The sequence below is a fragment of the Streptomyces sp. XH2 genome (genome assembly GCF_049725035.1).
In the GTDB taxonomy this organism is placed as follows: Bacteria; Actinomycetota; Actinomycetes; order Streptomycetales; family Streptomycetaceae; genus Streptomyces; species Streptomyces roseoverticillatus.
This window is the reverse complement of sequence record NZ_JBMMMZ010000004.1, coordinates 311946-337664: the sequence shown is the minus strand read 5'-3', so window position 1 is coordinate 337664 and position 25719 is coordinate 311946. Positions and strand designations below refer to the sequence as shown.

At 73.9% G+C, this 25719-nt stretch carries 25 protein-coding genes and 1 pseudogene; 16 read left to right on the top strand and 10 right to left on the bottom strand.

Features of this window, described 5'->3' with window-relative positions:
* The first annotated feature begins 27 nt into the window (after window positions 1-27).
* Complete coding sequence (gene def / locus ACOTKD_RS10945) at window positions 28-603, top strand: peptide deformylase (protein WP_424888692.1); 576 nt, start codon at window positions 28-30, stop codon at window positions 601-603.
* A 66-nt stretch (window positions 604-669) separates the two neighbouring features.
* Here def and ACOTKD_RS10940 read toward each other — a convergent pair whose 3' ends face one another.
* The gene (locus ACOTKD_RS10940; RefSeq protein ID WP_424888691.1) at window positions 670-1314 is read right to left on the bottom strand and encodes a TetR family transcriptional regulator; all 645 of its coding nucleotides are present in this window, start codon (window positions 1312-1314) and stop codon (window positions 670-672) included.
* A 157-nt stretch (window positions 1315-1471) separates the two neighbouring features.
* Between ACOTKD_RS10940 and ACOTKD_RS10935 the strand changes: the two genes are divergently transcribed.
* From ACOTKD_RS10935 to ACOTKD_RS10900, 8 genes are all read left to right on the top strand, one after another.
* The gene (locus ACOTKD_RS10935; protein WP_424888690.1) at window positions 1472-2698 is read left to right on the top strand and encodes an acyl-CoA dehydrogenase family protein; all 1227 of its coding nucleotides are present in this window, start codon (window positions 1472-1474) and stop codon (window positions 2696-2698) included.
* 17 nt (window positions 2699-2715) lie between these two features.
* Window positions 2716-3114 (top strand): VOC family protein, encoded by a 399-nt coding sequence (locus tag ACOTKD_RS10930; RefSeq protein WP_424888689.1) that lies wholly within the window; start codon window positions 2716-2718, stop codon window positions 3112-3114.
* Between the two features lie 126 nt (window positions 3115-3240).
* Window positions 3241-3777 (top strand): hypothetical protein, encoded by a 537-nt coding sequence (locus ACOTKD_RS10925; RefSeq protein ID WP_424888688.1) that lies wholly within the window; start codon window positions 3241-3243, stop codon window positions 3775-3777.
* 132 nt (window positions 3778-3909) lie between these two features.
* Window positions 3910-5553, top strand: a complete 1644-nt coding sequence (locus ACOTKD_RS10920) for a sigma-70 family RNA polymerase sigma factor (RefSeq protein ID WP_424888686.1) — start codon at window positions 3910-3912, stop codon at window positions 5551-5553.
* 90 nt (window positions 5554-5643) lie between these two features.
* Window positions 5644-7677, top strand: a complete 2034-nt coding sequence (locus ACOTKD_RS10915) for an RICIN domain-containing protein (RefSeq protein WP_424888685.1) — start codon at window positions 5644-5646, stop codon at window positions 7675-7677.
* Window positions 7678-7824: 147 nt separating this feature from the next.
* Window positions 7825-8409 carry a hypothetical protein gene (locus ACOTKD_RS10910; protein WP_424888684.1) on the top strand — a complete coding sequence of 195 codons (585 nt, stop codon included), beginning with the start codon at window positions 7825-7827 and terminating at the stop codon, window positions 8407-8409.
* A 413-nt stretch (window positions 8410-8822) separates the two neighbouring features.
* Window positions 8823-9311, top strand: coding sequence for a protein-tyrosine phosphatase family protein (locus ACOTKD_RS10905; RefSeq protein ID WP_424888683.1), 489 nt, complete (start codon window positions 8823-8825; stop codon window positions 9309-9311).
* Window positions 9312-9428: 117 nt separating this feature from the next.
* Entirely contained in the window at window positions 9429-9860 is a 432-nt protein-coding gene (locus tag ACOTKD_RS10900; RefSeq protein ID WP_424888682.1) for a DUF5958 family protein, read from the top strand.
* A 156-nt stretch (window positions 9861-10016) separates the two neighbouring features.
* Here the strand turns inward: ACOTKD_RS10900 and ACOTKD_RS10895 are convergent, their stop codons facing one another.
* Window positions 10017-11000, bottom strand: a complete 984-nt coding sequence (locus ACOTKD_RS10895) for an alpha/beta fold hydrolase (protein ID WP_424888807.1) — start codon at window positions 10998-11000, stop codon at window positions 10017-10019.
* A 190-nt stretch (window positions 11001-11190) separates the two neighbouring features.
* Here ACOTKD_RS10895 and ACOTKD_RS10890 point away from each other — a divergent pair, with 190 nt between their 5' ends.
* Window positions 11191-11604 (top strand): SRPBCC family protein, encoded by a 414-nt coding sequence (locus tag ACOTKD_RS10890; RefSeq protein ID WP_424888681.1) that lies wholly within the window; start codon window positions 11191-11193, stop codon window positions 11602-11604.
* Between the two features lie 97 nt (window positions 11605-11701).
* Here the strand turns inward: ACOTKD_RS10890 and ACOTKD_RS10885 are convergent, their stop codons facing one another.
* Window positions 11702-12004 carry a hypothetical protein gene (locus tag ACOTKD_RS10885; RefSeq protein ID WP_030364320.1) on the bottom strand — a complete coding sequence of 101 codons (303 nt, stop codon included), beginning with the start codon at window positions 12002-12004 and terminating at the stop codon, window positions 11702-11704.
* 228 nt (window positions 12005-12232) lie between these two features.
* Between ACOTKD_RS10885 and ACOTKD_RS10880 the strand changes: the two genes are divergently transcribed.
* The gene (locus ACOTKD_RS10880; RefSeq protein ID WP_424888680.1) at window positions 12233-12625 is read left to right on the top strand and encodes a YunG family protein; all 393 of its coding nucleotides are present in this window, start codon (window positions 12233-12235) and stop codon (window positions 12623-12625) included.
* Between the two features lie 69 nt (window positions 12626-12694).
* Here ACOTKD_RS10880 and ACOTKD_RS10875 read toward each other — a convergent pair whose 3' ends face one another.
* Window positions 12695-13276, bottom strand: a complete 582-nt coding sequence (locus ACOTKD_RS10875) for a TetR/AcrR family transcriptional regulator (RefSeq protein ID WP_424888678.1) — start codon at window positions 13274-13276, stop codon at window positions 12695-12697.
* Between the two features lie 91 nt (window positions 13277-13367).
* On the opposite strand from ACOTKD_RS10875, the gene ACOTKD_RS10870 reads away from it, so the two are divergent.
* The 3 genes from ACOTKD_RS10870 to ACOTKD_RS10860 all read left to right on the top strand — a co-directional run bounded on the left by ACOTKD_RS10870 (window position 13368) and on the right by ACOTKD_RS10860 (window position 15857).
* Window positions 13368-13865, top strand: a complete 498-nt coding sequence (locus tag ACOTKD_RS10870; RefSeq protein ID WP_424888677.1) for an SRPBCC family protein — start codon at window positions 13368-13370, stop codon at window positions 13863-13865.
* A gap of 189 nt (window positions 13866-14054) precedes the next feature.
* Complete coding sequence (locus tag ACOTKD_RS10865) at window positions 14055-14921, top strand: SAM-dependent methyltransferase (RefSeq protein ID WP_424888676.1); 867 nt, start codon at window positions 14055-14057, stop codon at window positions 14919-14921.
* Window positions 14922-15032: 111 nt separating this feature from the next.
* Entirely contained in the window at window positions 15033-15857 is an 825-nt protein-coding gene (locus ACOTKD_RS10860; protein ID WP_424888675.1) for a lysophospholipid acyltransferase family protein, read from the top strand.
* An 82-nt stretch (window positions 15858-15939) separates the two neighbouring features.
* Here the strand turns inward: ACOTKD_RS10860 and ACOTKD_RS10855 are convergent, their stop codons facing one another.
* Window positions 15940-16572 carry an AAA family ATPase gene (locus ACOTKD_RS10855; protein ID WP_424888674.1) on the bottom strand — a complete coding sequence of 211 codons (633 nt, stop codon included), beginning with the start codon at window positions 16570-16572 and terminating at the stop codon, window positions 15940-15942.
* A gap of 43 nt (window positions 16573-16615) precedes the next feature.
* Here ACOTKD_RS10855 and ACOTKD_RS10850 point away from each other — a divergent pair.
* Window positions 16616-17360: pseudogene (locus tag ACOTKD_RS10850) on the top strand (hypothetical protein); the annotation flags it as partial.
* A gap of 103 nt (window positions 17361-17463) precedes the next feature.
* Complete coding sequence (locus tag ACOTKD_RS10845) at window positions 17464-18879, top strand: cytochrome P450 (RefSeq protein ID WP_424888673.1); 1416 nt, start codon at window positions 17464-17466, stop codon at window positions 18877-18879.
* 32 nt (window positions 18880-18911) lie between these two features.
* Here ACOTKD_RS10845 and ACOTKD_RS10840 read toward each other — a convergent pair whose 3' ends face one another.
* The 5 genes from ACOTKD_RS10840 to ACOTKD_RS10820 form a co-directional block, all read right to left on the bottom strand.
* Entirely contained in the window at window positions 18912-20018 is a 1107-nt protein-coding gene (locus ACOTKD_RS10840) for an isoaspartyl peptidase/L-asparaginase family protein (RefSeq protein ID WP_424888672.1), read from the bottom strand.
* Window positions 20019-20159: 141 nt separating this feature from the next.
* The gene (locus ACOTKD_RS10835; RefSeq protein WP_424888806.1) at window positions 20160-20921 is read right to left on the bottom strand and encodes a class I SAM-dependent methyltransferase; all 762 of its coding nucleotides are present in this window, start codon (window positions 20919-20921) and stop codon (window positions 20160-20162) included.
* 200 nt (window positions 20922-21121) lie between these two features.
* The gene (locus ACOTKD_RS10830; protein ID WP_424888671.1) at window positions 21122-23263 is read right to left on the bottom strand and encodes a PIG-L family deacetylase; all 2142 of its coding nucleotides are present in this window, start codon (window positions 23261-23263) and stop codon (window positions 21122-21124) included.
* Window positions 23264-23549: 286 nt separating this feature from the next.
* Entirely contained in the window at window positions 23550-24308 is a 759-nt protein-coding gene (locus tag ACOTKD_RS10825; protein WP_424888670.1) for a response regulator, read from the bottom strand.
* Entirely contained in the window at window positions 24305-25597 is a 1293-nt protein-coding gene (locus ACOTKD_RS10820; protein WP_424888669.1) for a sensor histidine kinase, read from the bottom strand. The genes ACOTKD_RS10825 and ACOTKD_RS10820 overlap by 4 nt, the downstream gene beginning before the upstream one ends.
* Window positions 25598-25719: the final 122 nt, after the last annotated feature.

The following is a 25719-nucleotide window of genomic DNA, read 5'->3' as shown; positions in this document are numbered from 1 at the left end:
GCGCGAGGTTGACCGTAGGGTTGGCGCATGCGAAACGGCTCCATCCCCGGCTCTTCCGGACGCGTCCGGCCCATGCGGCTGCTCGGCGACCCGGGGCTCGGCACCCCCTGCGAAGACGTCACGGACTTCGGCGACGACCTCGCGCGGCTCGTCGAGGACATGTTCGCGACCATGTACGCGGCGGGCGGCGTGGGCCTCGCCGCCAACCAGATCGGCGTCCCGCTGCGCGTCTTCGTCTACGACTGCCCGGACGACGAGGACCGCCGCCACCTGGGCCACCTGGTCAATCCCCGGCTCGTCGAGGCCGACGGGATCACCGTCCGCGGGCCGGAGGGCTGCCTGTCCGTCCCCGGCATCGAGGCGGGCACGCCGCGCTTCGACCACGCCGTCGTCGAGGGCTTCACCCTGGACGGCTCGCGGGCGCGCGTGGCCGGCACCGGCTTCTTCGCCCGGTGCCTGCAGCACGAGTGCGACCACCTCGACGGCGGGCTCTACCTGGACCACGTGACGGGGCTGCGCCGCCGCCGCGCGATGCGGGCCGTACGCCGTGCGCCGTGGGCGGGGCGCACGGAGGCGCGGCCGGAGCCGGCCCGTACGGCGTAGGGCGTACGGGCGGCCGGCCGCGGTGCCCTTCGGGAAACCGGGGCCGCCCGAGAAGCCGGACCGGCCTCAGAAGCCGGGCCCGCCCGGCAGGTCGCCCGAGGAGGCGAGCCGGCCCCACAGCAGGTCCGCGAGGTGGCGCACGAGGTGCTCGCGGGGGAAGGGGCGCTCGCGCAGCCACCAGTCGCCCGCCGCGTGCATCATGCCCACGATGCCGTGGCCCCAGGTCCGCGACAGCTCGTCGCTGTCCGGGCCGAGGTCGACGCGCTCGGATATGACCTGGGCGAGCTCCTCGCCCATCCGCCGCAGCAGGGGCGCCGAATGCCGCCCCACGTCGAAGCCGGCCTCGGAGGGCTGGCCCTCGTCGGCGGGGTGCATCAGGAAGCGGTAGACCTGCGGCCGGGCCTCTATGGCCGCGAGATAGCTGTCCAGCGTCCGCTCGACGCGGTCGCGGCGCTCGGCCGGGGCGTCGAGCGCGGCCCGCAGCCCCACGAGCAGCGCATCGGTGTGCCGGGCGGCCAGGGCGCGGTAGAGGCCGCCCTTGTCGCCGAAGTGCCGGTAGAGGATCGGCTTGGTGATGCCCGCCTCGGCGGCGATCGCGTTCATCGAGGCCCCGGGCCCCTCCCGCAGCACCACCCGGTCCGCGGCCTCGAGCAGCTCCTGGCGGCGCCGCTCCGCCGCGTGCTGCTGGTCCTCCCGCTGACTGGTTTCCATATGACCTGCCTCCCCGCCCCTGTGAATCGTGATGCCTGCGCAACGTAACACCCGCTCCACCCAGCGAATCCGGGAGGAGGGACGGTTGACACTACTACCGGTCGGTAACATACTCGCGTTACCGCGAGTAATGCTGTGTCGAGGGGTGGGAGGCCGCGTGGCTGGGTTCACGATGGAGCTGGGCGAGGACCAGCGGGGGGTGCGCGACTGGATCCACGGCTTCGCGGCCGAGGTGATGCGCCCGGCCGCCGCCGAATGGGACGAGCGCGAGGAGTTCCCCTGGCCCGTCGTCCAGGAAGCGGCCCGCATCGGCCTCTACTCCCTCGACTTCTACGCCCAGCAGTTCTTCGACCCCACCGGCCTCGGCATCCCCATGGCCATGGAGGAGCTCTTCTGGGGCGACGCCGGCCTCGGCCTCGCCATCACCGGCACCGGCCTCGCCGCCATCGGCGTCCTCACCAACGGCACCGATGAGCAGATCGGCACCTGGCTCCCGCAGATGTACGGCGACGCCGACGACGTGAAGATCGCCGCCTTCTGCTCCTCCGAGCCCGACGCGGGCTCCGACGTCTCCGCCATGCGCACCCGGGCCGTCTACGACGAGGCCAAGGACGAATGGGTCCTCAACGGGACGAAGACCTGGGCGACCAACGGCGGCATCGCGAACGTCCACGTCGTCGTCGCCGTTGTGGATCCCGGGCTGGGAGCGCGCGGCCACGCCTCCTTCATCGTCCCGCCGGGCACGCCGGGGCTCTCCCAGGGCCAGAAGTTCAAGAAGCACGGCATCCGCGCCTCGCACACCGCCGAGGTCGTCCTCGACGGCGTGCGCCTCCCCGGCCACTGCCTCCTCGGCGGCAAGGACAAGCTGGACGAGCGCCTGGCCCGCGCCCGCGAGCGCGCCCGCAGCGACGGCGGGCGCACGCACAACGCCGCCATGGCCACGTTCGAGGCCTCCCGCCCCACGGTCGGCGCCCAGGCCGTCGGCATCGCCCGCGCCGCGTACGAGGTGGCGCTCGACTACGCCCAGACGCGCGTCCAGTTCGGCCGCCCCGTCATCGACAACCAGGGCGTCGCCTTCCAGCTCGCCGACATGCGCACGCGCATCGACGCCGCCCGGCTGCTGGTGTGGCGCGCGTCCTGGATGGCCACCGCGGGCAAGCCCTTCACCTCGGCGGAGGGCTCGATGTCCAAGCTCTTCGCGGGCGAGACGGCGAAGGCCGTCACGGCCCAGGCGATGCAGATCCTCGGCGGGAACGGCTACACGCGCGAGTACCCGGTGGAGCGGATGCACAGGGATGCCGCTATTTACACCATTTTTGAGGGGACGAGCGAGATCCAGCGGCTGGTGATCGCCCGTACGATCTCGGACGTACCGATCCGCTGAACCGGGGGAGCGTGGGCGTGCTGCACCATCTGGAGCTGTGGGTGCCCGACCTGCAGCGGGCCGAGAAGAGCTTCGGCTGGCTGCTCGGCGCCCTCGGCTGCACGCCCTACCAGCGCTGGGAGCACGGCCGCAGCTGGCGTCTTGGCGACTTCTATCTCGTCGTCGAGCAGTCGCCCGCGCTCACGGGCGGCACCCATGAGCGGTGCGGGCCGGGCATGAACCACGTCGCCTTCCGCGTGGAGAGCCGGGCGGCCGTCGACGCTCTCGTGGAGGCGGCTCCCGGGCACGGCTGGCAGCTGATGTTCCCCGACCGGCATCCCTACGCCGGCGGAGCCGGCCACTACGCCGCCTACCTGGAGAACGAGGACGGCTTCGAGGCCGAACTCGTCGCCGTCACGGCGGAGGACGCTCCCTGACGGCCGGCTCCTGACAGGGGCCCTGACGGTACTTCCGGCGGGCGACCCCGCCTCCGCCGTGCGGCGGAGGAGGCCCGTTCCGCGGGCGGACGCGGGGCTGCCGGCCCCGCGACCAGTATGTATCGCATGCTGAAGATGAACGCCCTGCCCGATGTGCCCCGATGGGCCGTCCTCGCGGCCCACGCCGTGCCCCTGGTCACCCTGCCGTCGGGGCTGTGGCGGATCGCACTCGTCGCCGGGCTGCCGGTGGCTCCGCCCGACGGCGACGTGTCCTTCGGGGAAGACCTGTACGTCCTCTCGCTCACCGTGGTCTCCGAGGCCCTCGCCCTGCTCACGCTCGGACTCGTGCGTTCCTGGGGCGACGTCGTGCCGCGGTGGATCCCCCTGCTGGGCGGCCGCCGGGTGCGCCCGCTCGCGGCGGTGGTCCCGGCCCTGCTGGGCGCGACGGCATTGACGGGCCTGGCCGTCTGGTTCTTCTGCGCCCCCTACGTGAACCCGGACCAGGCCGTCTGGCAGGGAACCCCGGCGCAGGACGCGCTCCTCGCCGCCTGTTACCTCCCCCTGCTGGCCTGGCCGCCGCTCCTGGCGGCCGTGACCGTCGCCTACTACCGGCGCCGTACGGCCCGGAACGGGGCGAAGGAGGGGGCTCTCGCCCGGGTGTGAGCGCCCCTGATACCCACCCCCGCAAAAAAGATTCCGCCGAATCGAAGATTTTTCTGTTATCCGCTGCGCGCCCCCTGGTCTCCCCATGCGTAAGACCGCCGATGCGGTGGAGCGGAAAGAGGTGGGCGGAACGTGAACTTGGACAGCACGGCCGACGTGGTCGAGGCGGCGCGCGGCGGGGACCGCGCGGCGCAGGGCGAGCTGGTCGCCGCATCCCTGCCCCTGGTCTACAACATCGTCGGCCGGGCCCTGAACGGCCACGCGGACGTCGACGACGTCGTGCAGGAGACCATGATCCGGATGGTCGGCGGCCTGGGCGGGCTGCGGGACCCCGAGGGGTTCCGGTCGTGGCTCGTCGCGATCACGATGAACCAGATCCGCAGCCACTGGCGCAAGGAGCGGGGAGACCGCAAGGACGCCCCCGCCGGCGGCCCGCAGGAGATGGCCGAGGCCGCAGCCCCCGAGCCCGACTTCGTCGAGTGGTCGATCCTCCGCCTCGGCCTGCAGGGCCAGCGCCGGCAGGCCGCCGAGGCCACGCGCTGGCTCGACGGCGACGACCAGGTCGTCATGTCGCTGTGGTGGCTGGAGGCCGCGGGCGAACTGAACCGCGCCGAGGTCGCCGCGGCCCTGGGCCGCTCGCCGCAGTACACCGCCGTCCGCGTCCAGCGCACCAAGGCGCAGCTGGAGACCGCCCGCGTCGTCGTCCGCGCCCTCGCCACGACCCCGCGCTGCCCCGAGCTCGCCGACGTCCTCGGGGGCTGGGACGGGGCGCCGGGCCCGCTGTGGCGCAAGCGCATCGCCCGGCACGCGCGCGGCTGTTCCGACTGCGGCGGGCACTGGTCCGCGCTGGTGCCCGCGGAAGGGCTGCTCGCCGGCCTCGGACTGGTCCCCCTCGGGGCCGCCCTGCTGGGCCGGCTGACCGGGAGCGCGATGGGCGACGCCATGACGGCCTGCGCCGCGACGGGACCCGCGGGAGACGCCGCGCCCTCCTCCGCTCCGTCCGGGGCGGCAGGGCGCACGGCCCGCCGGGCCGTCGTCGCCGGTGTCATCGCCGTCGTCGTGGCCGGCGCCCTGGGCGGCGGCCCGCAGCTCTTCAGCGCCGCCCCCAAGAGCGCGGCTCCGCAGGCTCCGGGCGGCCCCGTCGAGATCGTCCCGGTCACCGCCGGCGGCCCCACGGCGACCGTGCCCGAGCGCACCGCCGCCACGCCCGTCGCCCGCTCCGAGAACAACGGGCGCACTCCCGTACGCGAATCCGCCGCTCCCGCGCCGACGGCCTCGGCATCCACCCCGTCCGTCGCTCCGGCCACGGACACGGCACCCGCCCGGACCGGCGCGCAGACCGAACCGAGCAGGAAGCCCGGCGCGGAGGCGTCGCCCCGGCGCACCCCGCCGCCGCCCGCTCCGGGGACGGACCTCGCGCAAGAGGTCGTCCGCATCGTCAACAAAGAGCGCGCCAAGGCCGGTTGCGGCCCCGTCCGCCGCAGCGCCGAACTGGTCGCCTACGCCCAGCGCCGCACCGACGACACGGCGCCGCACACCCCGCTGAACCAGTGGTCCGCGTTCGCCCGCGGCATGGCCGCACCCGGCCACTACTGGAGCACGTACGGGGTGAACGCCGCCACCGGCCACGGCAGCGCCTCCGCCGTCGTGACCGCGTGGATGAACGACCCCGGGCAGCGCAGGACCGTCCTCAACTGCGCCTACACCGAGATCGGCGTCGGCGTCACCTTCAGCTACGACGGCCCGCGCTGGCTGCAGGTCTTCGCCGCGCGCTGAGCCCTCGGCCCCCCCCAGAGCCACCCCCCTTGCCGGGCGGGCCCCGCGCCGCGCCCGGCCGTCCGCAACCCCCCACCGAAGGGAACTCCGTTGCCACGCAAACACAGCCACCGCCGCAGCAGAACCGGCCGCCGCGTCATACTCACGGCGGCCGCGGCCGCCGCGGCCGCCGGCATCACCTTCGGCGTCATCAGCGTCGGGTCCGCGACCACGGGCGGCGGCAGCCCGCAGCCCGGGGCGGTGAGCGCCCCCGCCTCCGAGCCCGTCCACAAGAAGCCGCCCGCCCCCCTCACCTCGGCCCCCAAGGCCGACAAGCGCCGCGGCCTCGTCTACGAGGGCCTCAAGCCCGCCCCCAAGGGCGACCGCTGCGTCGGCGTCTACAGCGTCTCCCGGGCCGGCCTGTGCACCCACGGCCCGGACGCCCCGCCCAAGGGCGTCGACATCACCAAGGACACCCCGCCCGCGGCCAAGGGCACCTCCGGGCCCTCGTCCCTCGCCGGCGACGGCGAGCAGGCCCCCTCGGCCGGCGAGGCCCTGCGCGGCGCACCGGCCGTGATCGACGCCCGCAAGGGCGGCGTGGCGGCCTCGCCCGCCGCCCCCGGCTCGCCCGCCGGCCCGCAGGACGGCTCCGGCTCCAAGGTCGTCTGCGAGGGCGACGGCACCACCGGCAACCGCGTCCAGGTGCTGTACGTGCACGCCCCCGGCCGCGACCGGTTCGGCCAGTACGCGGCCTCCTTCAAGCAGTGGGCGGCCGAGACCGACGTCATCTACAACGCCAGCGCCAAGGAGACCGGCGGCGAGCGCCACGTCCGCTACGTCACCGAGGCCGACTGCACCGTCTCCGTCCTGGACGTCGAGGTCTCCGCGGGCGACCTGCAGGAGTTCGGGGCGATGAACAACGCCCTGGCCGCCAAGGGCTTCAACCGCCGCGACCGCAAGTACATGGTCTTCGCGGACGCGCAGGTCTACTGCGGCATCGGCACCTTCAACGGCGACGAGCGCCCCGGCCAGGACAACCTCAGCAACTTCGGCCCCTCCTACGGACGTACGGACTCCGGATGCTGGGGCGGCAGCACGCCCGCCCACGAGCTCGGCCACAACCTCGGCGCGGTCAACAACAGCGCCCCGCACACCAGCAAGGCCGCGCACTGCGTCGACGAGTGGGACATCATGTGCTACTCGGACGCCCCGTACTACCCGAAGATGCAGACCATCTGCCCCGACCGCGCCAACGACAACCGTCTGGACTGCGGCCACGACGACTACTTCCACACCAACCCCAAGCCGGGCAGCTACCTCGCCACCCACTGGAACATCGCGAACAACCGCTTCCTGATGGCCGACGGCGGCACCACGAACCCCGACCCCGGCCCCACGCCGACCCGGACGCCCGGCCCCGGCCCGACGCGTCAGCCGACCGCCGGTCCCGACGCCCAGGTCAGCCAGATCACCCCGAACTCCGCCGTCGTCAGCTGGACCAAGGTCCCCTCGGCCGCCGGATACGACCTGCTGGTCGACGGGAAGAAGACGGCCGACGTCAAGGACACCGTCGTCCGCCTCACCAACCTCACCCCCGGCACCGCCTACAAGGTCGCCGTCGCCGCGCGCGGCACCGACGGCAAGACCTCCGCGCCGGGCCGCGCCGCGGCCTTCCGCACCCTTTCCACGGACGGCGGCTCCCCGGTCCGCCCGGGCACCCCGTACCTGATGGTCAACGGCCTCACAGGCCAGGCCGTCGACCTGTGGGGCGGCTCCGCCGCGGACGGCACCGTCGCCATCGCCTACCAGCGGCACGGCTACGCCAACCAGCAGTGGGTCTTCGAGAACGCCGGCGGCGGAACGCTGCGCGTGAAGTCGGCCCAGAGCGGCAAGTGCCTCGAACTGGGCAGCGGCGGACAAGCCGTGGCCGGCCAGTACGTCGCCCAGCGGCCGTGCCGCGACACGGCCGCGCAGAAGTGGCGGCTGAACGGTGCCGGCGGCGGGGCGTACGTCCTGCAGCCCGAGGGCTCCTCCCTGGTGCTGGGCATCAGCAAGCGCTGGTACTACGGCGGGTGGCTGCTCGAACTCCAGCAGAAGAACGGCCAGGGCTACCAGAACTGGACCCTGGCGAAGGCCGCCTCCTGACGGCCGCCTCCTGACGGCCGCCCCTCGGCGGCCGTCCCCTGCGCCGGGCCGGCCCCCGCTCCACCCCCCCCCCCCCGGGCGGCCCCCGCCCCTCTCCGTCCTGCTCACCCACCGAAGTCCCCCCCCCTTCCCCGGAGGAACGCCGCGATGAAGCCACGCTCCCTCACCCTGGCCCCCGCGCTCGGCTGTGCCGCCGCCCTGCTGGTCCTGGGCACGCCCGGGCCGGCCGCCGCGCACGGCGACACCATCCACTTCACCGTCGGCGGCGCGCAGTCGGACGGTCACGTACGGGCCGTGGCGGCCTGGGACAACGACGACGACCCCGTGGACGAGCCGGTGGCCGGCACCCTGACGGCCACCGGCCGGGACGGGCGCACCCTCGGGCCGTGGCAGCTCGTGGCCGTCGAGGGCGAGAAGGCGGCCTACACCACCCGCGAAGCGCTGCCGCCGGGCAACTGGAAGGTCGTCGTGCACAGCGGCTTCCCGGACCTCGGCCACGGCGAGGGCACGGTCGACGTGGCGGCCCGGGGCGAAGGCGGCCCCGCTCCGGCGGTCACGGCACCTCCGGCGGCGAGGTCCGCACCGTCCGGAGAGACCGCCGCCCCGCAGAAGGCGGCGTCCTCGCCCCGTACGGGCCTGGGCATCGGCGCCGGCGCCGTCGCGGCAGCCGTCGTGATCGCGGCCGTGGGCGGCGTGCTCCTGTTCCGCGCCTGGCGGTCGAGGTCTCACTGAACCTCTCCACGCGGCAATGTTCTCCTGCTCAAGGGCCGTGCCGCACTGCGGTGGACCATGGCAGTATGACGATCTCGGTCACGGGCTGTGCTCCCACCTGTTCTTCGAACAGTGCCGGCACCGAACGGCTTGCGCCTGCTGCGTTTTCCACGCCCCCGAGGAATCGACGAAGCCCAACTCGTCGAAGCCGAGGTCAACGTGCCGCGCATGCTTGTGAGCATTGCGCTCACCGAGGGGGAACGCGCCGCCGTCAACGACGGCCTGAGCGCCCTCGATCGCCTGCCCGGGCGCCCCCGCCGAGGTGGCTGCCCCAGCCGGCCTCGCACCGAGCGAGCTCCGCGCAGAACCTGGTCGGCCCCCGCCCCTGACTGCCCGGTCACCGCCTGACTCCACCGACTGAAAGTGCTGCTGACATGCGACCCGCCCTCTTCACCATCGACCTCCCCGGCCCGGGGCGACTGAGCACCATGGCCGGACCCCGCGGCAACGACTGGCTTGAGGACGAGATGGCCGCGCTGAAGAACTGCGGCGTCGACGTCCTGGTCTGCGCACTCACCGGACCCGAACTCGGCGAACTCGGCCTCGCGGACGAACCCCGGGCAGCCGCAGCAGCCGGGCTGCAATTCGTCGCGATCCCCATCCCCGACCGCACCGTGCCCGACCGCACCATGATCCTGCCCACCCTGCACGGACTGGCCGAACGGCTGCACGACGGCGCACACGTCGTCACCCACTGCCGGGCCGGCATCGGACGCTCGTCCCTTCTCGCGGCCGCACTCCTCATCCTCAACGGCGTCGACCCCGATACCGCCTGGAACCAGATTGAACGAGCTCGTGGGCTCGCCGTCCCCGACACCGCTGAGCAGCGGGAGTGGACGATGGAGCTGCTCAAACAGGCATGACGTTGATAACGCCGCGGCCCGCCGCGCGGTGGCTGCGCTGCTTCTGCAGAGGTGGCTGCGCATGGCGCTCTGCCGGCCGTGCTTCGCCAGGAACCGGCGTCGTGAAATCATCAAGCGGTGACCGAAACGAGCAGTGATGACCGCCGCGCCTTCCGGTGCCAGACCGAGCGGGTCGTCAATGAGATCGCCCAAGGCCTCCGCACGTTGGAGGCCGGCGTGGCCTGGTTCTCCGGTCTCGAGCCGACACGCCGGCAGGAGGCGCTGCAGGACGTCGCCGGCTATGCGATGCAGGCGCACATCACCGCTGCGGACGGTCGTGCGGGGGTGGCGCGGTCCGGTGTGAAGCCCACGGCCAACCCCGCGGTGATGATCTGCACGGACCCGCCCCGCTACGGGTTCGCGGGTCTCCCCGCCGCCGAGCACCTCACGTCATTCCGCGTCCTCGTCTCCGCGTTCGCCATTGCCGACACTCGCCGCCGCGAGACGTATTGCAAGGGTGCCTGCGGACATGCATGGCACAACCTGCCGGCGGCAACCGAGCAGCCGTAGCATCAGCCATGGCGGCTCTTGGCCGGGCCGACTGCGGGCGGCCCTCCCGTGTGGCGCCCGGTCAGCCGGCCCGGACTCGTTCGGCTTGGGCCGTACAGCCTCCGGCGGCCGGTGGGGGAGATCACCCGATCGGGTGAAAGTGGTACGGGGACGCCGTCACGCCTCCAGGGCGGCGAGGAAGCCCAGCAGCTCGGCGTTGACCTCGTCGGGGCGCTCCTGCTGCGTCCAGTGACCGCAGCCGGGCAGCGTCACGCTGCGGTGCAGGCGCGGCACGACCCTCTCCAGCGACGCCACCAGCTGCGCGACACCCGGGAAGGACCGTACGAGGTCGCGGTCGCCCGCCACGTACAGCGCGGGCACCTCGATGCGGCGGCCGTCGAAGGGCGCGAGGAGCTCCCAGTTCCGGTCGATGTTGCGGTACCAGTTGAGGCCGCCGGTGAAGGCGCGGTCGCCGTGCGCGGAGTACTCGCGGACGAACGTGGCGACGTCCTCCTCGGTGAGCCAGCCCGGCAGCTCCTTCGCCTCCGGCATCGTGTCCACGGCCGTGCTGCCGGCCGGGATCACCCACGGGCGCGGATCCTCGTTCTGCGGGTTGTCGCCCGAGGCGCCCACCAGGAACCGCCGGAACGTCGTCGCCGGATCCCGCACCAACTCCGCGTCGGCGACGCCCGGTTCCTGGAAGTACAGCTGGTAGAACCCGTCGCCGAGCAGGGAGCGCAGAGCCGGCAGCGGGGCCTCCGGGCCGCGCGGCGCCGGCGGCACGCTCAGGCCGGCCACGCCCCGCACGACGTCGGGCCGCAGCAGCGCCGTCGTCCAGGCGACCGGCGCGCCCCAGTCGTGCCCGACGACCACCGCGCTGTCCTCGCCGAGCGCGTGGATCAGGCCGATCACGTCACCGGCGAGGTGGAGCAGGCTGTAGGCGCCGATGTCGCCGGGCTGCTGGCTGCGTGCGTAGCCGCGCTGGTCCGGGGCGACCACCCGGTAGCCGGCGCCGGCCAGGGGAGCGAACTGGTGCCGCCAGGAGTACCAGCACTCCGGGAAGCCGTGCAGGAGCACGACCAGCGGCCCCCGCCCCTGCTCGGCGATGTGCAGTCTCACTCCGTTGACCTCGACGAAGCCGTGCCCGACCGAGCTGTCCATGTCCATGGCGTCCTCCTGGGGCGTCACGCCGGCGCGTCACCGGCGCGATCCGTGGCGTACTCCACAGTAATCGGCAACTTCGGCGCGTGGACCCGGGATTCCCGCTTCCGCGGCGCGCTCCGGCGGTGGGCGTTCGGCCGGGTGGCGCGCTGCTGTTGCACGAACCCCGGGGGTGGGTCATGGGTAGGGCATGAGCGAATACGAGCGTTCCCGGACGATGCCCGATCTCCCCGAGCACGTCTTCGACCAGGCGAGCGTCGTCACCTGGTTCAGCAGCTGGCTCCCGGAGGAGGTGCACGTCCGGCCCGGGGACCCGCCGGCCGTGGCCGTCCACGAGGACCGCACCGGCCTGGACGCGCCCGCGCTGCTCCACTCGGACCGGGAGCGGATGCGGCTGGAGTGGGGAGCGCTGGAGGGCGGCAGCGGCTACACGGGATGGCTCCAGGTGGCCGGCTACGGCACCGGGGCGAGCGAGGTCACCGTCCACCTCTCGTTCTCCGACCGGCGGCACGACCCGGGGGAGGAGGCCGTGCTCGGCGCCCTCGACCGGAGCCTCGCGCGGCTGGAGGAACAGGTGCGGCTCCGGGTCGAGGACGCCGGATAGGGGCGACCGCCCTCCGGGGGTCGGATCGCCCCTCCGGGCCGGCCTCTGCGAGACCGGCCTCCGCATCGGCCTGCTCAGAGGTCTGCTCAGAGGTCTGTCACCCCTCCGGGTTGGCCTCCAGGCAGGTCAGTTCGATGTCGTCGATGATGGCCTCGTTCGTCTGGCCCTTCAGGTGCGCGACGTTCTCGATGCCGACCGCCATCCAGCCCGACACGCTCATGACCAGCACCCGCAGCCCGTCCGTACCGTGCTCGGCGAGCACCCTGTCCGCGACCTTGAGGGCCTCCTCCGGCACCCGCTCCGCCGGTTCGAGGCCGACGATGGTGCGCATCAGCCCGATGGTGGTGTGCGAGATCTCCGGGGCGATCGCCCGCAGCCTCCGGTCCTCTTCCTCGTCCACGTGTCCTCGATTCTGTCCGTGATTCTGTCCGTCAGCGGGTCACGTGGAAGCACCCTAGGCGTCCGCGCGCCGGGTGCGCCCCCTCGCGTCCGCGGGTGATCCCCGTTGTGGGTGAACCGTGTTCAAGAAGCTCTCAAGTCGCCTTCGGATATGGCAGAACGCGCTCGCAAAGCGACCGGAGCGGGGCGGCTCCGGCCGTTGTCAGTGCCTGGTGCCAGGATGCCCGGTATGACTCCTCGGCTTCTCACCGACATCGAAAAGGCCCTGCGCAGCAGTTGGGGCGCCGACACGTGCACACCGGAGTGCAGGTCGCAGTGGAACTCGGCAAATCCGGCCCGCGACCAGTGCGGGGTCACCGCGCTCGTCCTCAACGACCTGCTGGGCGGCGACCTCGTCCGGGGCGAGGTCCGCGTCGGCGGTGCGCGGACCGACTTCCACTGGTGGAACCGCCTGGGGGAGGGGGTGGAGATCGACCTCACGCGCGAGCAGTTCGGCCCCGAGGAGATCGTCACCGCCGGCGTCGTCATACCGCGCCCGCCGGAGATCAAGCGCCTGCGCGAGGAGTACGAACTGCTGCGCGCCCGGGTGCTGGAGAAGCTGGCGGAACCCGCGGTGGTGTAGACGGCGGCGCCTCGTCCGCACGTCCTCGGCCGGGCGGCCGCGCCTGCCCGGACGGGCGGCCGCGCGTGGTCAGCCGAGCAGCGCCGCCGTGCACTCCTCGGCGAGGTCCTCCGCGTGGGCGGGCAGCGGCTCGCCGGCCCGCATGCGGCGGCGGACCAGGGAGAGCGGCAGGTCGATCATGGCGACGCCGACGCGTTCGGCCGCCGCGGGCCCCTCGGCTCCCAGGGCCGCGGCGAGGCCCGCGAGGGCCGCCCGGACCCGCCGGTGGCCCTCGTCGGCGCGGCGGGCGTGCTCCTCGGACCACTCGGCGCGCGCGAAGTCGGCGGCCCCGTAGAGCAGGAGCGCGGCCTCCTCCGGGTGGGCACGGCTCCAGGCGACGGTGTGGCGCGCCGCCGCGGCGCCGGCCCGCCGGGGATCGGGATCCCCTTCGAGGACGGCGAACCAGCCTTCCTGGAAGCGCTCGACGGTCCGCAGCCACACCTCGGCGAGCAGCGCGGTCCGCCCCGCGAAGCGGTGGTAGACCGAACCGCTCGGCGCCCCCACCCGCTTGGCGACCGCGGACATCGTGACGCCGGCCGGCCCCGACTCCGCGGCGAGCCGCACGGCGGCGTCGAGGAACTGGTCCGTGTCGAAGCGGGAAGGGCGTGCCATGAGGTGGAGATTACTCTCCACAATATTAGAGAGGAGTCTCTATAATCGGTCGGGAACGTCACGGGAGAACATCACGGAGGATGGGGGATCCATGGACGTGTACAACGTGCACGAACGCCTGCTGCCCGTACCGGAGCGCGAGGCGGGCGCGCTGATCGACGGCCTCGCGAGCGACGGGGACCGGCTGTGGCCGCGCAGGTCCTGGCCTCCGATGGCCTTCGACCGCCCTCTGAGCGTGGGGGCGGTCGGAGGCCACGGGTCCGTCCGCTACCGCGTCGCCGCCCACGTCCCCGCCACCTGGGTGCGCTTCGCCTTCAGCGGGCCGCGCGGCTTCCACGGCTTCCACGAGTTCGCGGCCCTGCCCGCCGGCGGGGCGCACGCCGACGGGGAGCACTCGCTCCTGCGGCACACCCTCGCGATGGCCGCACGCGGCCCCGCCCGCCTCACCTGGCCGCTGTTCTGGCGGCCGCTCCACGACGCCTGCCTGGAGGACGGCCTGGACCGCGCCGAGCTCGCCTGCACGGGCACGGTGGCACGCCCCGCCCGCTGGAGCCCGTACGTGAGAGCGCTCCGCGTCCTCGCCCACTGACCGCCGGCGCCGGGCACCCACCGCCCCGCCGGTCCCACGGTCAGGGCCCGTTCGCGTCCACGCCGCAGCACAGGGGACTGCGGCGCGGGCGCGAACGCGGCCCCGATCATGGCCGGTTCGGCCCTGTGACCCCCGCCGCGCGACGGGCGAGGCTGATCACGACCGAACCCGTCAGCGAGGGGAGCACTTGTGACCGGCCACAGCACGCCACGCAGCAGCGAGGAAGCGACCCGCAAGTACGAGGAAGCCACCCGCGACTACTACGACTCCGGCGACGTCGACGCCTTCTACGACGCGGTCTGGGGCGGCGAGGACATCCACACCGGCATCTACGCCCACCCCGGCGAGGCCGTAGCCGACGCCTCCCGCCGCACCGTCGACCGGCTCGCGGACCGCCTCGCGCACCGGCTCGGCCCGGACCGGACCGTCCTCGACCTCGGCTCCGGATACGGCGGCACCGCCCGCCGCCTGGCCGGGCGCTTCGGCTGCCGCGTCGTCGCCCTCAACCTCAGCGCCGCCCAGAACGAGCGCCACCGCGCGGTCAACGCCGCACGCGGCCTGGACGGCCTCGTCGACGTCGTCACCGGCTCCTTCCACGACATCCCGTGCCCCGACGGCAGCTTCGACGCCGTGTGCTCCCTGGAGGCCTTCTGCCACAGCGGAGACAGGCCCAGGGTGCTGAGCGAGGCCGTCCGCGTCCTCAAGCCCGGAGGGGCGCTGGCCTTCACCGACATCATGGCCGCCGAGGACGTGACGGCGGAGGCGCTGCGCCCGGCGGTCTCCCGGCTCGGCGTGGACTCCCTCGCGACCGTGTCCTTCTACCGCGGGCTGCTCGCGGAACTCGGCCTGACCGGTGCCGGATTCGACGACCACAGCGGCCAGCTGGTCACCCACTACGACCGGCTGACGGCCGAGACGGCGGCGCGCACGGCGGAGCTCGGCGGCCGCATCGGCGCCGCCTATCTCGCCCACCTCAACGAGAACCTGCCCGTGTGGGCCGACGCCGCGCGCCGCGGTCTGCTGCGCTGGGGCGTCCTGCACGGCAGCCGCCCGTAATCGTCCGTGACCAACCGGCCACGCTCTGGCTTGATTTGCCTTCTCCCCCTGATCGATACCCGCGAGTAGCGTGCCCCGGCGCGGGGGCCTCTCTGGGAGAAGGGCGTTGGCATGTTCTATAGCGCGTTCAGGGCTGTGGTGCTCGTGCCGCTGCTGCGGTGGCTCTTCCGGCCGCGGGTCGAGGGCCTGGGCCGGGTGCCGCAGCACGGCGCGGCGATCGTGGCGGGCAACCACCAGTCGTTCACCGACCAGTTCCTGATGGGAGTCGTCCTCCGGCGCCGGATCACCTTCCTCGCCAAGCAGGAGTACTTCACCGGCCGGGGCCTGAAGGGCCGGCTGGCCGCGGCCTTCTTCCGCGGGCTCGGGGCGATACCCGTCGACCGCTCCGGCCGGGCCGCCGGCCAGGCCGCCGTCGACGAAGGCGTGCGCGTCCTCGGCCGCGGCGAGCTCCTCGGCATCTTCCCGGAGGGCACGCGCTCCCACGACGGGCGGATGTACAAGGGCAAGGTCGGCGTCGCGGAGATGGCGATCCGCTCCGGCGCGCCCGTGGTGCCGTGCGCGATGATCGGCACGTTCGAGGCGCAGCCCGCGGGGCGGCGGCTGCCCCGCCTGGTCCCCGTCACGGTGCGCTTCGGCGAGCCCCTGGACTTCTCGCGCTACGCGGGCATGGCCGACAATCGGCACGTCCTGCGGGCGGTCACAGACGAGATCATGTACGCGATCCTCAAGCTCTCCGGACAGGAGTACGTCGACATGTACGCCGTCGACGCCAGGGCGCAGATCGCCGCCCACGATTCCGGCCCGGTCCGCACGGACGCCGCCGGCGCCTCGCAGCTGGCGCCGGTCCCGGACCGCACGCCCGGCGACCGCACGCCCGCCGACAGCCCGGCCGCCGCCCGGCACGCGGCGCCCGGAGAAGGACGCCACGCGGCGTAGGAGACGCGGGAGCCCGGCCGGGGCCGCCGCCGGGGACCGGTGCGCCGGACCGCGGCCGGGGCCCCGCCGGAGCGGGCGGGGCTCAGTCGAAGCGGATGTGCCTGATCCCCGTCCACGCCCGGCGCAGCCCGCCCCGCAGCGCGCCGTCGGTGTTCGGAGCGAGGGCCAGGCCGGCCGCTCCGGCAACGGCGTCGGCGACGGCTGGGACCGTGAGCCGGTCGGTCCACAGGTGCGCGGCGAACTCCGGCTCGCGCAGCCGCTCCAGGCACCGGTCGAGCATCGACTCGGCGAAGCTCTCCCGCCGCCCGGGCGCGGCGCGACCCGCGGCCGACCGCAGGGCGTGCACCACGGAGCGCTCGCGCAGGCGCCGCAGCACCGTGGCGCGCGTGGCCATGAGGGTGAAGTGCCGGACGTCGTGGCCGCGTTCGCGCAGCCGCCCGACGGTCTCCCGGAAGACCTCCGGCTCCACGACCGTCATGGGCACGATGACCGGCCCGCCGTGCTCGCGCAGGGCCAGGTCCAGCACCTCGTACACGCCCTGCCGCCAGGCCGGGAAGTCCTGGAAGTCGCCGCGCAGGGCCGGCGGGACCATCCGGTGCAGGCCGAACCCGACGTGCTCGGGATCGCAGATGACGCTGCCGGGCAGCCGCCGCCGCAGCTCGTGCGCGCTCTGCGTCTTGCCGCCGCCGAAGGGGCCGTTGATCCACAGGAGCATGGCCCGACCTTACGCCGCGGGCGTTCCCGTAGGCTCCCCGCCCATGAATGACGACGTGCGCAACATCGTGCTGGGCCTGGTCGCCAGCGGGATCAGTGCCGCCGCGGGCTGGTTCGTGAGGACACAGCTGTGGCGCCGGCAACTCCGCCGCAAGCAGGCGTTCTTCGGCCTCCCGAGCGGCTCGGAATGCCTGCTCGTGGTCAACCAGGACCCCAGCGCGAGCGGCTGGGGCGTCGCGCGGCACGACGCCTTCGCCCTGCTCGAACTCTCCGCGCTGATCAAGGAGTGCGGCGCGCACGCGGACATCGTGGTGCACGACGCGGCCCGCCAGGGGATCGGCGTGCGCACCGAGTTCTGCGTCGGCGGGCCCGCGTCGAACCGGCGCACCGAGGCCCACCTGCGCTCCCTGCTGCCCGGCGTCGAGGTGAACACCGGCCGCGGCGGTCCCGACGAGGGCGCCATCACCGTCGGCGGCGAGACGTACCGGGTGGACAAGGGCTCGGCCGAGTACGTGCTGCTCGCCCGGCTGACGGGGCCCGGAGGCAGCCGGCCGGTCTTCCTCGCCTCCGGCCAGCGGAGCGTCACCAACCAGGCGGCCATACGGTACCTGGCCCTGCACCACGCGCAGCTCGCCCGCCGCCACGGCATCGACGGCACGTTCTGCCTCCTGCTGAAGGTCGTCAGCTCGGACGCGTACGGCCCGGACATGGTCGAGCTGCTCGCCGACGTCACGGCGGCGGCCACCACCCGCTGACCCGGCACCGCGCACGCGCCGCCGCGCCGCCGGACCCCGGACTCACCCGAACCGGCGGCACCGGCCGTGCGGTGGTTCCGTCCGCGCGGGCGCCTTCGCTACGGTGGCCGTGCCCGGCCGACCCTGGAGGCAGCTCGATGGCACCGCGTCAGGACCGCCGGCCCGACGGCTCCGGCCTGCGGGCGGGACGCGCGCCGGGGGCCCGGCCGCTGACCGGCCACCTGACGGCCCTGTACCGGGCGCCGCTGCCCTTCCTCGACGGCCTGCCGCGCCACGGGGACGTCGTCGAGATCCGCCTCGGCCGCCGGCCGGTGTTCGTGCTCTGCCACCCCGCCCTCGTACGCCGCGTCCTCACCGACGACCGGGTCTACGACCGGGACGGCGCCACGTACGAGCGCTCCCGCCGCGCCATGGGCAACGGCCTGGCGACCTGCCCCCAGGCCGATCACCGGGCGCAGCGCCGGCTGATGCAGCCCGCCTTCCGCCCGGACCACCTGGCCCGGTACGCCGCCGTGATGCAACAGGCGATCGGAGAGACGACGGACGGCTGGCGGCACGGCCGCGAGACCGACCTCGGCCGCGAGCTGTTCCTCCTCGCCTCGAAGACCGCGGTCCGCGCGCTCTTCGGCGCCGACCTGCCGCCCGCCGAGGCCCGGGAACTGCACGACGCCCTGGACACGTTCCTCAAGGGCATCTACCGGCAGTCGCTCCTGCCGTGGGCCGCCCGGCTGCCCACCCCCGGCAACCGCCGCTACGCCCGGGCCCTGGCCTGCTGGCGGGCGCACACCACCCGCCTCATCGGCACCCACCGCGCGCACGCGGCGGAGCAGGAGGCCGGCCGGGCGGACGATCGGGCGGACGACCGCAGGAACGTCCTCTCCCACCTGCTGTCCGTCCGTACGCCCGACGGGACAGCGGTCGCCGACGACGCCGTCCACGACCAGTCCACCGCCCTCGTCCTCGCCGGCATCGAGACCACCGCCGCCGCCCTCGCCTGGGCCTGCCACCTCCTGTCGCACCACCCCGGCGTCGAGGAGGAGCTGTACGCGGAGGCGCACGGCGTCCTCGGAGGGCGGGTCGCGACGCAGGACGACCTGCCCCGGCTGCCGCTGACGGCGCGGGTCGTCACGGAGACCCTGCGCCTGTACCCGCCGGCGTGGCTCATCCCGCGTTCCACCACGGTGGAGACGGAGCTGGCGGGCAGGCGCTTGCCGGCCGGCAGCACGGTGGTGTTCAGCCCGTACGTCGTCCACCGCCGCGGCGACCTCTTCCCCGAGCCCGCCCGGTTCCTGCCCGGGCGCTGGGCCGAGGACGAGGCCTCGGGGGACGGGGAGAACGCCGCCGGCGCCGTGCGGCTGCGCGCGTACGCCCCCTTCGGCCTCGGCGCCCACCGGTGCATCGGGGAGGCCTTCGCCCTCACCGAGGCGACGATGACCCTGGCGACGCTGGCCGCCCGCTGGCGGCTGCGGCCCGTCCCCGGCGCCGCCGTCCGCCCGGCGGCCAGGGCCGTACTCGCCCCCGAGCGCCTGCCGATGTACTTGTACGAGCGGTGAGCCGCTGCCGGCCGTAGCGCCGGGCGCGCTCTTCACTCGCCCGGGAACACCTTCGTGACCACCCCGCCGTCGGCGGTCAGATAGCCGTAGAGCATGCCCTCGCTGCTGTACGGGGCGGCGAGCACCCCCCGGGGGTCGAGGGCGATCACGCCACCCGTGCCGCCCAGGGCGGTCAGCCGCTCGCGCACGACCTCGTGGGCGGCCGAGGCCACGTCCCGGCCGCCGAACTCCATCAGGTGGGAGATCGTCGCGGTCGCGGCGCCCCGCAGGAACACCTCGCCCTGCCCGGTCGCGCTCGCCGCGACCGTGCCGTTCTTCGCGTACGTGCCCGCGCCGACGACGGGGGAGTCGCCCACCCGGCCCGCCATCTTGTTCGTCATCCCGCCCGTGGACGTCGCGGCCGCGAGGTCCCGCCCGCGGTCGACGGCCACGGCGCCGACCGTGCCCATGGCGGCCTCGCCGACCGCCTCCGCGCCCGCGGCCGGCGTTTGCCCGCCCCCGCTCCGCCCCTTGGCCCGCATCAGGCTGTCCCAGCGCGCCTGCGTCCAGAAGTAGTCCTGGGTGACCGCCGGCAGACCGTTGCGCGCGGCGAAGTCGTCGGCGCCCTGGCCCGCCAGCAGCACGTGCGGGGTCCTCTCCATCACGAGCCGGGCCGCGGAGACGGGGTTGCGCACGTGCCGCACGCCGGCCACGGCCCCGGCCGCCTGGTCCGAGCCGCGCATGACGGACGCGTCCAGCTCGTGCCCCGCGTCCTCGGTGAACACCGCGCCCCGGCCCGCGTTGAACAGCGGGTCGTCCTCCAGGACCCGTACGGCCGCCTCGACCGCCGCCACACTGCCGCCGCCGTCCCGCAGCACCTTCTGCCCGGCGCGCAGGGCGCCGGCCAGCCCGTCGCGGTAGGCCTTCTCCGTACGGGCGTCGGTGTCCTCCCGCCGCAGCGCCGTCCCGGCACCGCCGTGCACGGCCACCACCCCCCCGGGGCCCTCCGGCCGCGGCGGCGCCCCGCGCCCGGTCGCGACCGCCACGGACGTCGTGGCGGCGGGCTCCGCGGCCGGCTGCGACAGCGCCGGGAGCGCCGCCACGACCGCCACCAGGGCGGCGAGTACGGGAACGATCCAGAGTCTCGAACGCACGCGCATGGGCCCTCTCCTCGCTCGGTGTCCCGCTCACCTTGCCGAGGAGAGGCGCGCGACGGAACGGGATCCGGGGAAACGGCCGGGAACGGCCGGGAACGCCGCCTTGCCGCCGTGCGCCGAGGCGCCGTCGCTGCCGGAAGGGTCTTACACGGGCTTGCGGGCCTCGATGAGGAAGCGCGACGAGTGGGCGACGAAGGGGCCCTCCGCCCGGATGCGTTCGTGCAGCTCGCGCAAGCGGTCGCGGTACTGCTCGACGGTGAAGCCGGGAACCATCCAGATCACCTTGCGCAGGAAGTAGATCACCGCGCCGACGTCGAAGAACTCCATGCGCAGGGTCTCGGCGCGCAGGTCGACGACGCCGAGCCCGGCGGCCTCCGCCTCCCGCCGCTCGTCGTCGGGGTGGCGCCTGCGCCGGACCTCCTCCGGCTGCGGCCCCAGGAAGTACTCGACCAGTTCGAAGGCGCTGGCCGGGCCCACGTGCTGGGCGAGGTACGCGCCGCCGGGCCGCAGCACGCGGGCGATCTCCTCCCACCACACGGTCGCCGGGTGACGGCTGGTCACGAGGTCGAACGCCTCGTCGGCGAAGGGCAGCGGCGGCTCGTCGGGGTCCGCGACCACGACCGCCCCGAGGGGGTGCAGCAGCTTCGTCGCCTTCGCCACGTTGGGCGGCCAGGACTCCGTGGCCACCATCGTGCGGGGCAGCCGGCGCGCGCCGGCGAGGACCTCGCCGCCGCCCGTCTGGACGTCGAGGGCCGCGTCCACGTGGGCGAGGCGCTCGCTCATCGTGCGCTGATAGCCCCAGGACGGACGCTGTTCGGTGGCCCGGCCCTCCAGCCAGGAGAAGTCCCAGCCGGCCACGGGGACGGTCGCCGCCTCCGCGACCAGCTCGTCGAAGCCGCGCTGCACATCAGGGTTATCAGATGACATATAGGAAGTAATACCCCAAAGGGCCTGGATGGCTTCGGAGGGCGGCCCGAGGCGGCTCGGACGACAGCGCACGGACGGCGTACGGCTGCGCCGGGAGCGGGGGCAGGGCGCCCCCGCCGTCGCCGCGGCGAGGGACGCCGGCCCGCTGCGGCCGGGCGACGGGCCCGGCCCGTCGCCCGCTACGACTCCACGTTCGTACGGGCGGCCTTGCCGTCGTGCGCGATCCAGTCCGTGAACGCGTCCTTGCCCGTACCGCGCATCCGTGCGCTGCTGAGCCGGTTGTCCAGGCCCATGACGACGACGACCGGATCGCCCTTGCCGTCGAGTGCGACGCCGGGGACCCCGCGGTGCGGGATGCCCTCCTTGCCCCACGGGCCCGGCCGGCCCGAGCCGGCGGAGAGCCGGATGCGGCCCTTGGCGTCGTGGTCCGTGAGGACGGTGGTGTTCCCGGCCTGGGCCACGGCGACCCGGCCGTGGCCGTGGAGCGGCTCGCACTGGGAGGAGATCCGCCAGCCCTTGTCGTCCCCGAGCCGGTCGGCGACGAGCACGCGGGAGGTGTTCGGCTGGCGCACGGCCATGCGCATGCCGCCGTTCGCGAGGGGAACGAGGGACAGTGGGCCGGTCGTGGCCGGGAGCTTCGTGGGTTCGGTCATCTGCAGCGGCGCGCCGGGGCCCTGCGACATCCAGTGGTGCACGGTCTTCGTGTCGGCGGCCACGAGGTGGATCCGGCCCTGGCTGTCGAGGGCCGCGTCGAGCCCGTCCTCGGTCTTCACCGGCGGGCCGGCCGTGGGCAGCGTCTCCCAGTCGGAGAAGTCCTTGCCGCCGGAGCCGCTGCGGAAGGCCACCTCGCCCTCGAAGGTGCGGACGAAGACGTGGACCGTGCCGTCCTTGCCGGCGACCGCGACCGGGTAGCCCATCTCCATCGTGCGCTCCGGGTCCTGCTCGGGTGAGCCCAGCGACTCCCAGGCGCCGAAGGCCGGGGTGCCGCCGTTGCTGCCGGTCTGCAGGGCGGTGACGACCTCGCGCCGGTGCGGCTGGTCCTTCGCGGGCAGCACCGTGCGTATGGAGAACAGCTGGAGGTTGCCGTCGGACAGGCGCAGCGCCTGTATCTGGCCCTCCAGCATCGAGCCGCCGACCGAGGTGGGCGTGGACCAGATGCCGCTGCCGGCCTTGGCCTCGGTCCAGCACTGCGCGGCGCCGTCGAGGATGCCGAACGCCGAGAGGCGGCCGTCGGGCAGCGGCTGCACCCAGCGCATGGTGCCGGGGGCGCGGTGGCGGCAGTTGCTCGACCAGCCGTGGTACTTGGTGTGCGAGGTCTTGCCGACCTTGCGGTCGCCGCAGCCCGCGTCGTCGCCGCAGTCCTTGCCGTCGGCCCAGCCGTAGGTGTCGAGGAACTTGAGCTTGTGGTCCGTGGTGGCCTTGTCGAGGTTGCTGGGGAGGTGGGAGACCTCGTAGCCGACGTAGCTGTCCACGGCCGTCGGGCGGGCGTGCTTGCGGCCCCAGTACTCGGAGAGCGCGGCCTGGGCGAAGAACGCCGACGTGGTGTGGTCCTGGTGGTCGTACTTGGCTATGCCGCGCAGGACGGGCGGGGCGTCCGGGAACTCCGGCGGCTTGGGCAGGTGCGTCGGGTTCGGGTCCAGGGTGCGGACCACGGTCGGCTGGTAGCGCTCGAAGATCGCGACGAGGGTGTCGATGACCTGCTGGCGGCCGTACTGGAAGGTGCGCTTGACCGGGCTGGCGGCCGGCAGCAGCGTCGTCAGCTTGGGCGTCGCCCCGAGCCACAGGCCGCGCAGGCTGTCCTTGCGCGGGTTGCGCAGGGTGCGGGCCTCGACCAGCTCCAGGAAGATCAACTGGACCTGGGGGGCGGCGCGCAGCGTGTGGAGCTCGACCTGGATGCCGGGCAGGAGGGACAGCGGCTCGACCGTCCAGGGGCTGAGCCAGTCGCCGGTGGCCATCTGGGCGGTGGCCTCGCGGAAGCCGTTGAGCCGGGCGCGGACGAATTCGCCGCGCTTCTCCGGCAGCTGCTTGTAGCCGCGGGCGTTCGACAGCTCGTTGCGGCCGTCCGACTCGCCGCCGGTGAGGCAGACCGTGACGGAGGGGCCGCCGCCGAGGATCGACTGCTCCAGCTCCGGGTTCATGAAGTAGAGGGAGTCGTCGGGGTGGGCGATGACGTGCACGAACGACTCGGAGGTCGTGGCCTTCGCGGGCCGCACCGGGGTGCCCTCGTGCCCGGACTTCTTCTTCGCGTCGGGCGCGAGCCACTGCCAGGCCCCCACCGCGCCCGTTCCGAGGACGATGCCGCCGCCCGCGACCTGGAGCACGCGTCGGCGCGGTATGTGCCCTGGCACAGGAATTCCCCCAACTCTGCTGCGCTGGACGCGCAGTGGAAAAGCGAAAGGGCGATTAGAACTAATCGCCCGTGGATCATGAGTTCGATCTTATGAAACGCAACCTGCTGTTTCCCCGCTGTTTTGTAACAGACGTACGTCGGCCGCATGTAGTTTCGTGCGCGGTTGGGCAACGCGGCCCGTGCCCCCCGGGCGGTGGTCACCCAGGGTCGCGCGGCGGTAGCGGAACGGCTTCCGGAGGGGTGCCGGCAGTGGGGTCTCAGGCCTCCGTGTCGAGGCCGCCGGCGTCGTGGACGAGCAGGGCGATCTGCACCCGGTTGTTGAGGCCGAGCTTGGTGAGGACGCGCGAGACGTGCGTCTTGACCGTGGCGACGCTCAGGTAGAGCGCGCGGGCGATCTCCGCGTTGGACTGCCCGCGGCCCACCGCGACGGCGACCGCCCGCTCCCGGTCATTGAGCAGGGCCAGCTGCGCCCGTGCCCGGTCGCCGCGGGTGTCCTGCGCCTGCTGCTGCTCGTGTCCCGTGACCCGGGCGATCAGCTGCTGCGTCACGGCGGGGGAGAGGACCGGCTCGCCCGCAGCGACCCGGCGCACCGCAGCGACGATCTCGGCCGGCGGGGTGTCCTTGAGGACGAAGCCCGCCGCCCCGGCGCGCAGGGCCCGCAGCACCTGCTCATCGGCGTGGAACGTGGTCAGGACGATGACCTCCGGGGCCTGCCGGCGGCTGCGCAGTTCCTCGGTCGCGGCCAGGCCGTCCATGGCCGGCATGCGGATGTCCATCAGGATGACGTCGGGCGCGTGCCGGTCGACGAGCGCGGCGACTTCCGTGCCGTCGGCGGCCTCGCCGACGATCCGGATGTCGGGCAGACCGCCCAGCATGAACGACAGACCGGCCCGTACGAGCGGGTCGTCGTCGACGAGCAGGATCCGGATCGGCGGCGTCTGCGGCGAGCCGGGGTCGTTCGGGGCCGCCGGGTCCTGGGGAAGCCCGGGACCGTGCGGGCGCTGCGGGGCGTTCATGGCCGCCACGGTAGCCAGCCGTGGACGCGGAAGCCGCCGTCAGGGGTGGGGCCGTGCGAGCAGTGGCCGCCGGCGAGGGCGGTGCGTTCGGCCAGCCCGATGAGCCCCTGCCCGGATCCGGGCACGGACGCGCCGCTCCGCCCCGTGGCTGCTCCCTCCCTGCCGCACTCGCCTGGTGTGCTTGGTGTGGCTGATGCGCTTGGTTTACGTGCTTCACCTGGTTCGCCGGCCGGCGGGTTGGTGACCTCGACCGTCAGGCCCGCTTCCGGGGAGCCCTCCACCCGGACGCTCACCCCGGCTCCTTCGGCATGCTTACGGGCATTGGTCAGCGCCTCCTGCACGATCCGGTACACCGTGCGGCCCGTGGCCTCCGGCACCGACGCGGCGTCGGCCACCCGCTGGTCGAGCACCACCGCCATGCCCGCCTGCCGGGACTCCTCCACCAGTGCCTCCAGCGCCGCCAGGGTGGGCTGCGGACGGTCGCCGCCGCCGTCCGCTCCGGGGGCGCGCAGCACGCCGATCACCTCGCGCAACTCCTCCAGGGCCTGGTGAGCGCTGTCGCGGATCACTCCGGCGGCCCGGGCGACCTCCGCAGGCGGTGCGTCAGGCCGGAACTCCAGCGCGCCCGCGTGCACGCACAGCAGGGACAGCCGGTGCGCGAGGACGTCGTGCATCTCGCGGGCGATGCGCTCCCTGGCCAGACGCTGCGCCTGCTCGGCCCGCAGCCGCGCCTCCGTCTCGGCGCGCAGGGCGCGCTCGCGCAGCGACAGGACCAGCTGACGCCGGGAGCGGACGAACATGCCCCAGCCGATGACGGTGAGGACCAGCAGCACGCCCGTGGCCGTCGCGACGAGGAACGGCAGGTCGGGGTCGGGGCGCACAGCCGCCTGCACCGGCTCGCTGATCAGGGCGAGCCCTCCCACGGCGGCCACGGTCCGGAACGGCCGGTGCACCGCCACGGTGAACACGGCGACCAGCATGGCCCCGGAGGCCGGGGGCACGAACGTGCTGACCACGATCAGGGTCGCGGCGAGGGGCACCGGCCACCGGCGGCGCGTCCACAGCGCGACGCAGGCGGCGGCGCCCACGATCTGGTCGGCGGCGAGGAGCGCGGGCGAGACGTCCGGGTCCTTGCGCAGGGCCTCGGCGGCCAGTATTCCGATCACGGCCGCGAGCGCGAGGCAGAGGATGTCGACGGCCCAGTCGCGCAGGCCTCGCGCCGCGCGCGGCCGCTCCTCCCTCATCTCCACCCCCATTTCCTCCGTCATCGCCCCTGCTTTCCCGTTCATGAACAGCCAATTTACTGAGCAGGAGGAGGGGGCGGGAGCGCCGGACGGCGGTCCTGTACCAAAGTCGGAGGAGACAAGACTTTGGTCGGTCCCGAGGGTGCGGCGAAGGCTACTTCGGCCGG

Excerpts from the sequence above, each read along its gene's own strand:
- def (WP_424888692.1), top strand. The coding sequence starts at position 28 with ATGCGAAACGGCTCCATCCCCGGCTCTTCCGGACGCGTCCGGCCCATG.
- ACOTKD_RS10940 (WP_424888691.1), bottom strand. The coding sequence starts at position 1,314 with ATGGAAACCAGTCAGCGGGAGGACCAGCAGCACGCGGCGGAGCGGCGC.
- ACOTKD_RS10925 (WP_424888688.1), top strand. The coding sequence starts at position 3,241 with ATGCTGAAGATGAACGCCCTGCCCGATGTGCCCCGATGGGCCGTCCTC.
- ACOTKD_RS10910 (WP_424888684.1), top strand. The coding sequence starts at position 7,825 with ATGAAGCCACGCTCCCTCACCCTGGCCCCCGCGCTCGGCTGTGCCGCC.
- ACOTKD_RS10905 (WP_424888683.1), top strand. The coding sequence starts at position 8,823 with ATGCGACCCGCCCTCTTCACCATCGACCTCCCCGGCCCGGGGCGACTG.
- ACOTKD_RS10895 (WP_424888807.1), bottom strand. The coding sequence starts at position 11,000 with ATGGACAGCTCGGTCGGGCACGGCTTCGTCGAGGTCAACGGAGTGAGA.
- ACOTKD_RS10890 (WP_424888681.1), top strand. The coding sequence starts at position 11,191 with ATGAGCGAATACGAGCGTTCCCGGACGATGCCCGATCTCCCCGAGCAC.
- ACOTKD_RS10880 (WP_424888680.1), top strand. The coding sequence starts at position 12,233 with ATGACTCCTCGGCTTCTCACCGACATCGAAAAGGCCCTGCGCAGCAGT.
- ACOTKD_RS10875 (WP_424888678.1), bottom strand. The coding sequence starts at position 13,276 with ATGGCACGCCCTTCCCGCTTCGACACGGACCAGTTCCTCGACGCCGCC.
- ACOTKD_RS10870 (WP_424888677.1), top strand. The coding sequence starts at position 13,368 with ATGGACGTGTACAACGTGCACGAACGCCTGCTGCCCGTACCGGAGCGC.
- ACOTKD_RS10860 (WP_424888675.1), top strand. The coding sequence starts at position 15,033 with ATGTTCTATAGCGCGTTCAGGGCTGTGGTGCTCGTGCCGCTGCTGCGG.
- ACOTKD_RS10855 (WP_424888674.1), bottom strand. The coding sequence starts at position 16,572 with ATGCTCCTGTGGATCAACGGCCCCTTCGGCGGCGGCAAGACGCAGAGC.
- ACOTKD_RS10845 (WP_424888673.1), top strand. The coding sequence starts at position 17,464 with ATGGCACCGCGTCAGGACCGCCGGCCCGACGGCTCCGGCCTGCGGGCG.
- ACOTKD_RS10840 (WP_424888672.1), bottom strand. The coding sequence starts at position 20,018 with ATGCGCGTGCGTTCGAGACTCTGGATCGTTCCCGTACTCGCCGCCCTG.
- ACOTKD_RS10825 (WP_424888670.1), bottom strand. The coding sequence starts at position 24,308 with ATGAACGCCCCGCAGCGCCCGCACGGTCCCGGGCTTCCCCAGGACCCG.
- ACOTKD_RS10820 (WP_424888669.1), bottom strand. The coding sequence starts at position 25,597 with ATGAACGGGAAAGCAGGGGCGATGACGGAGGAAATGGGGGTGGAGATG.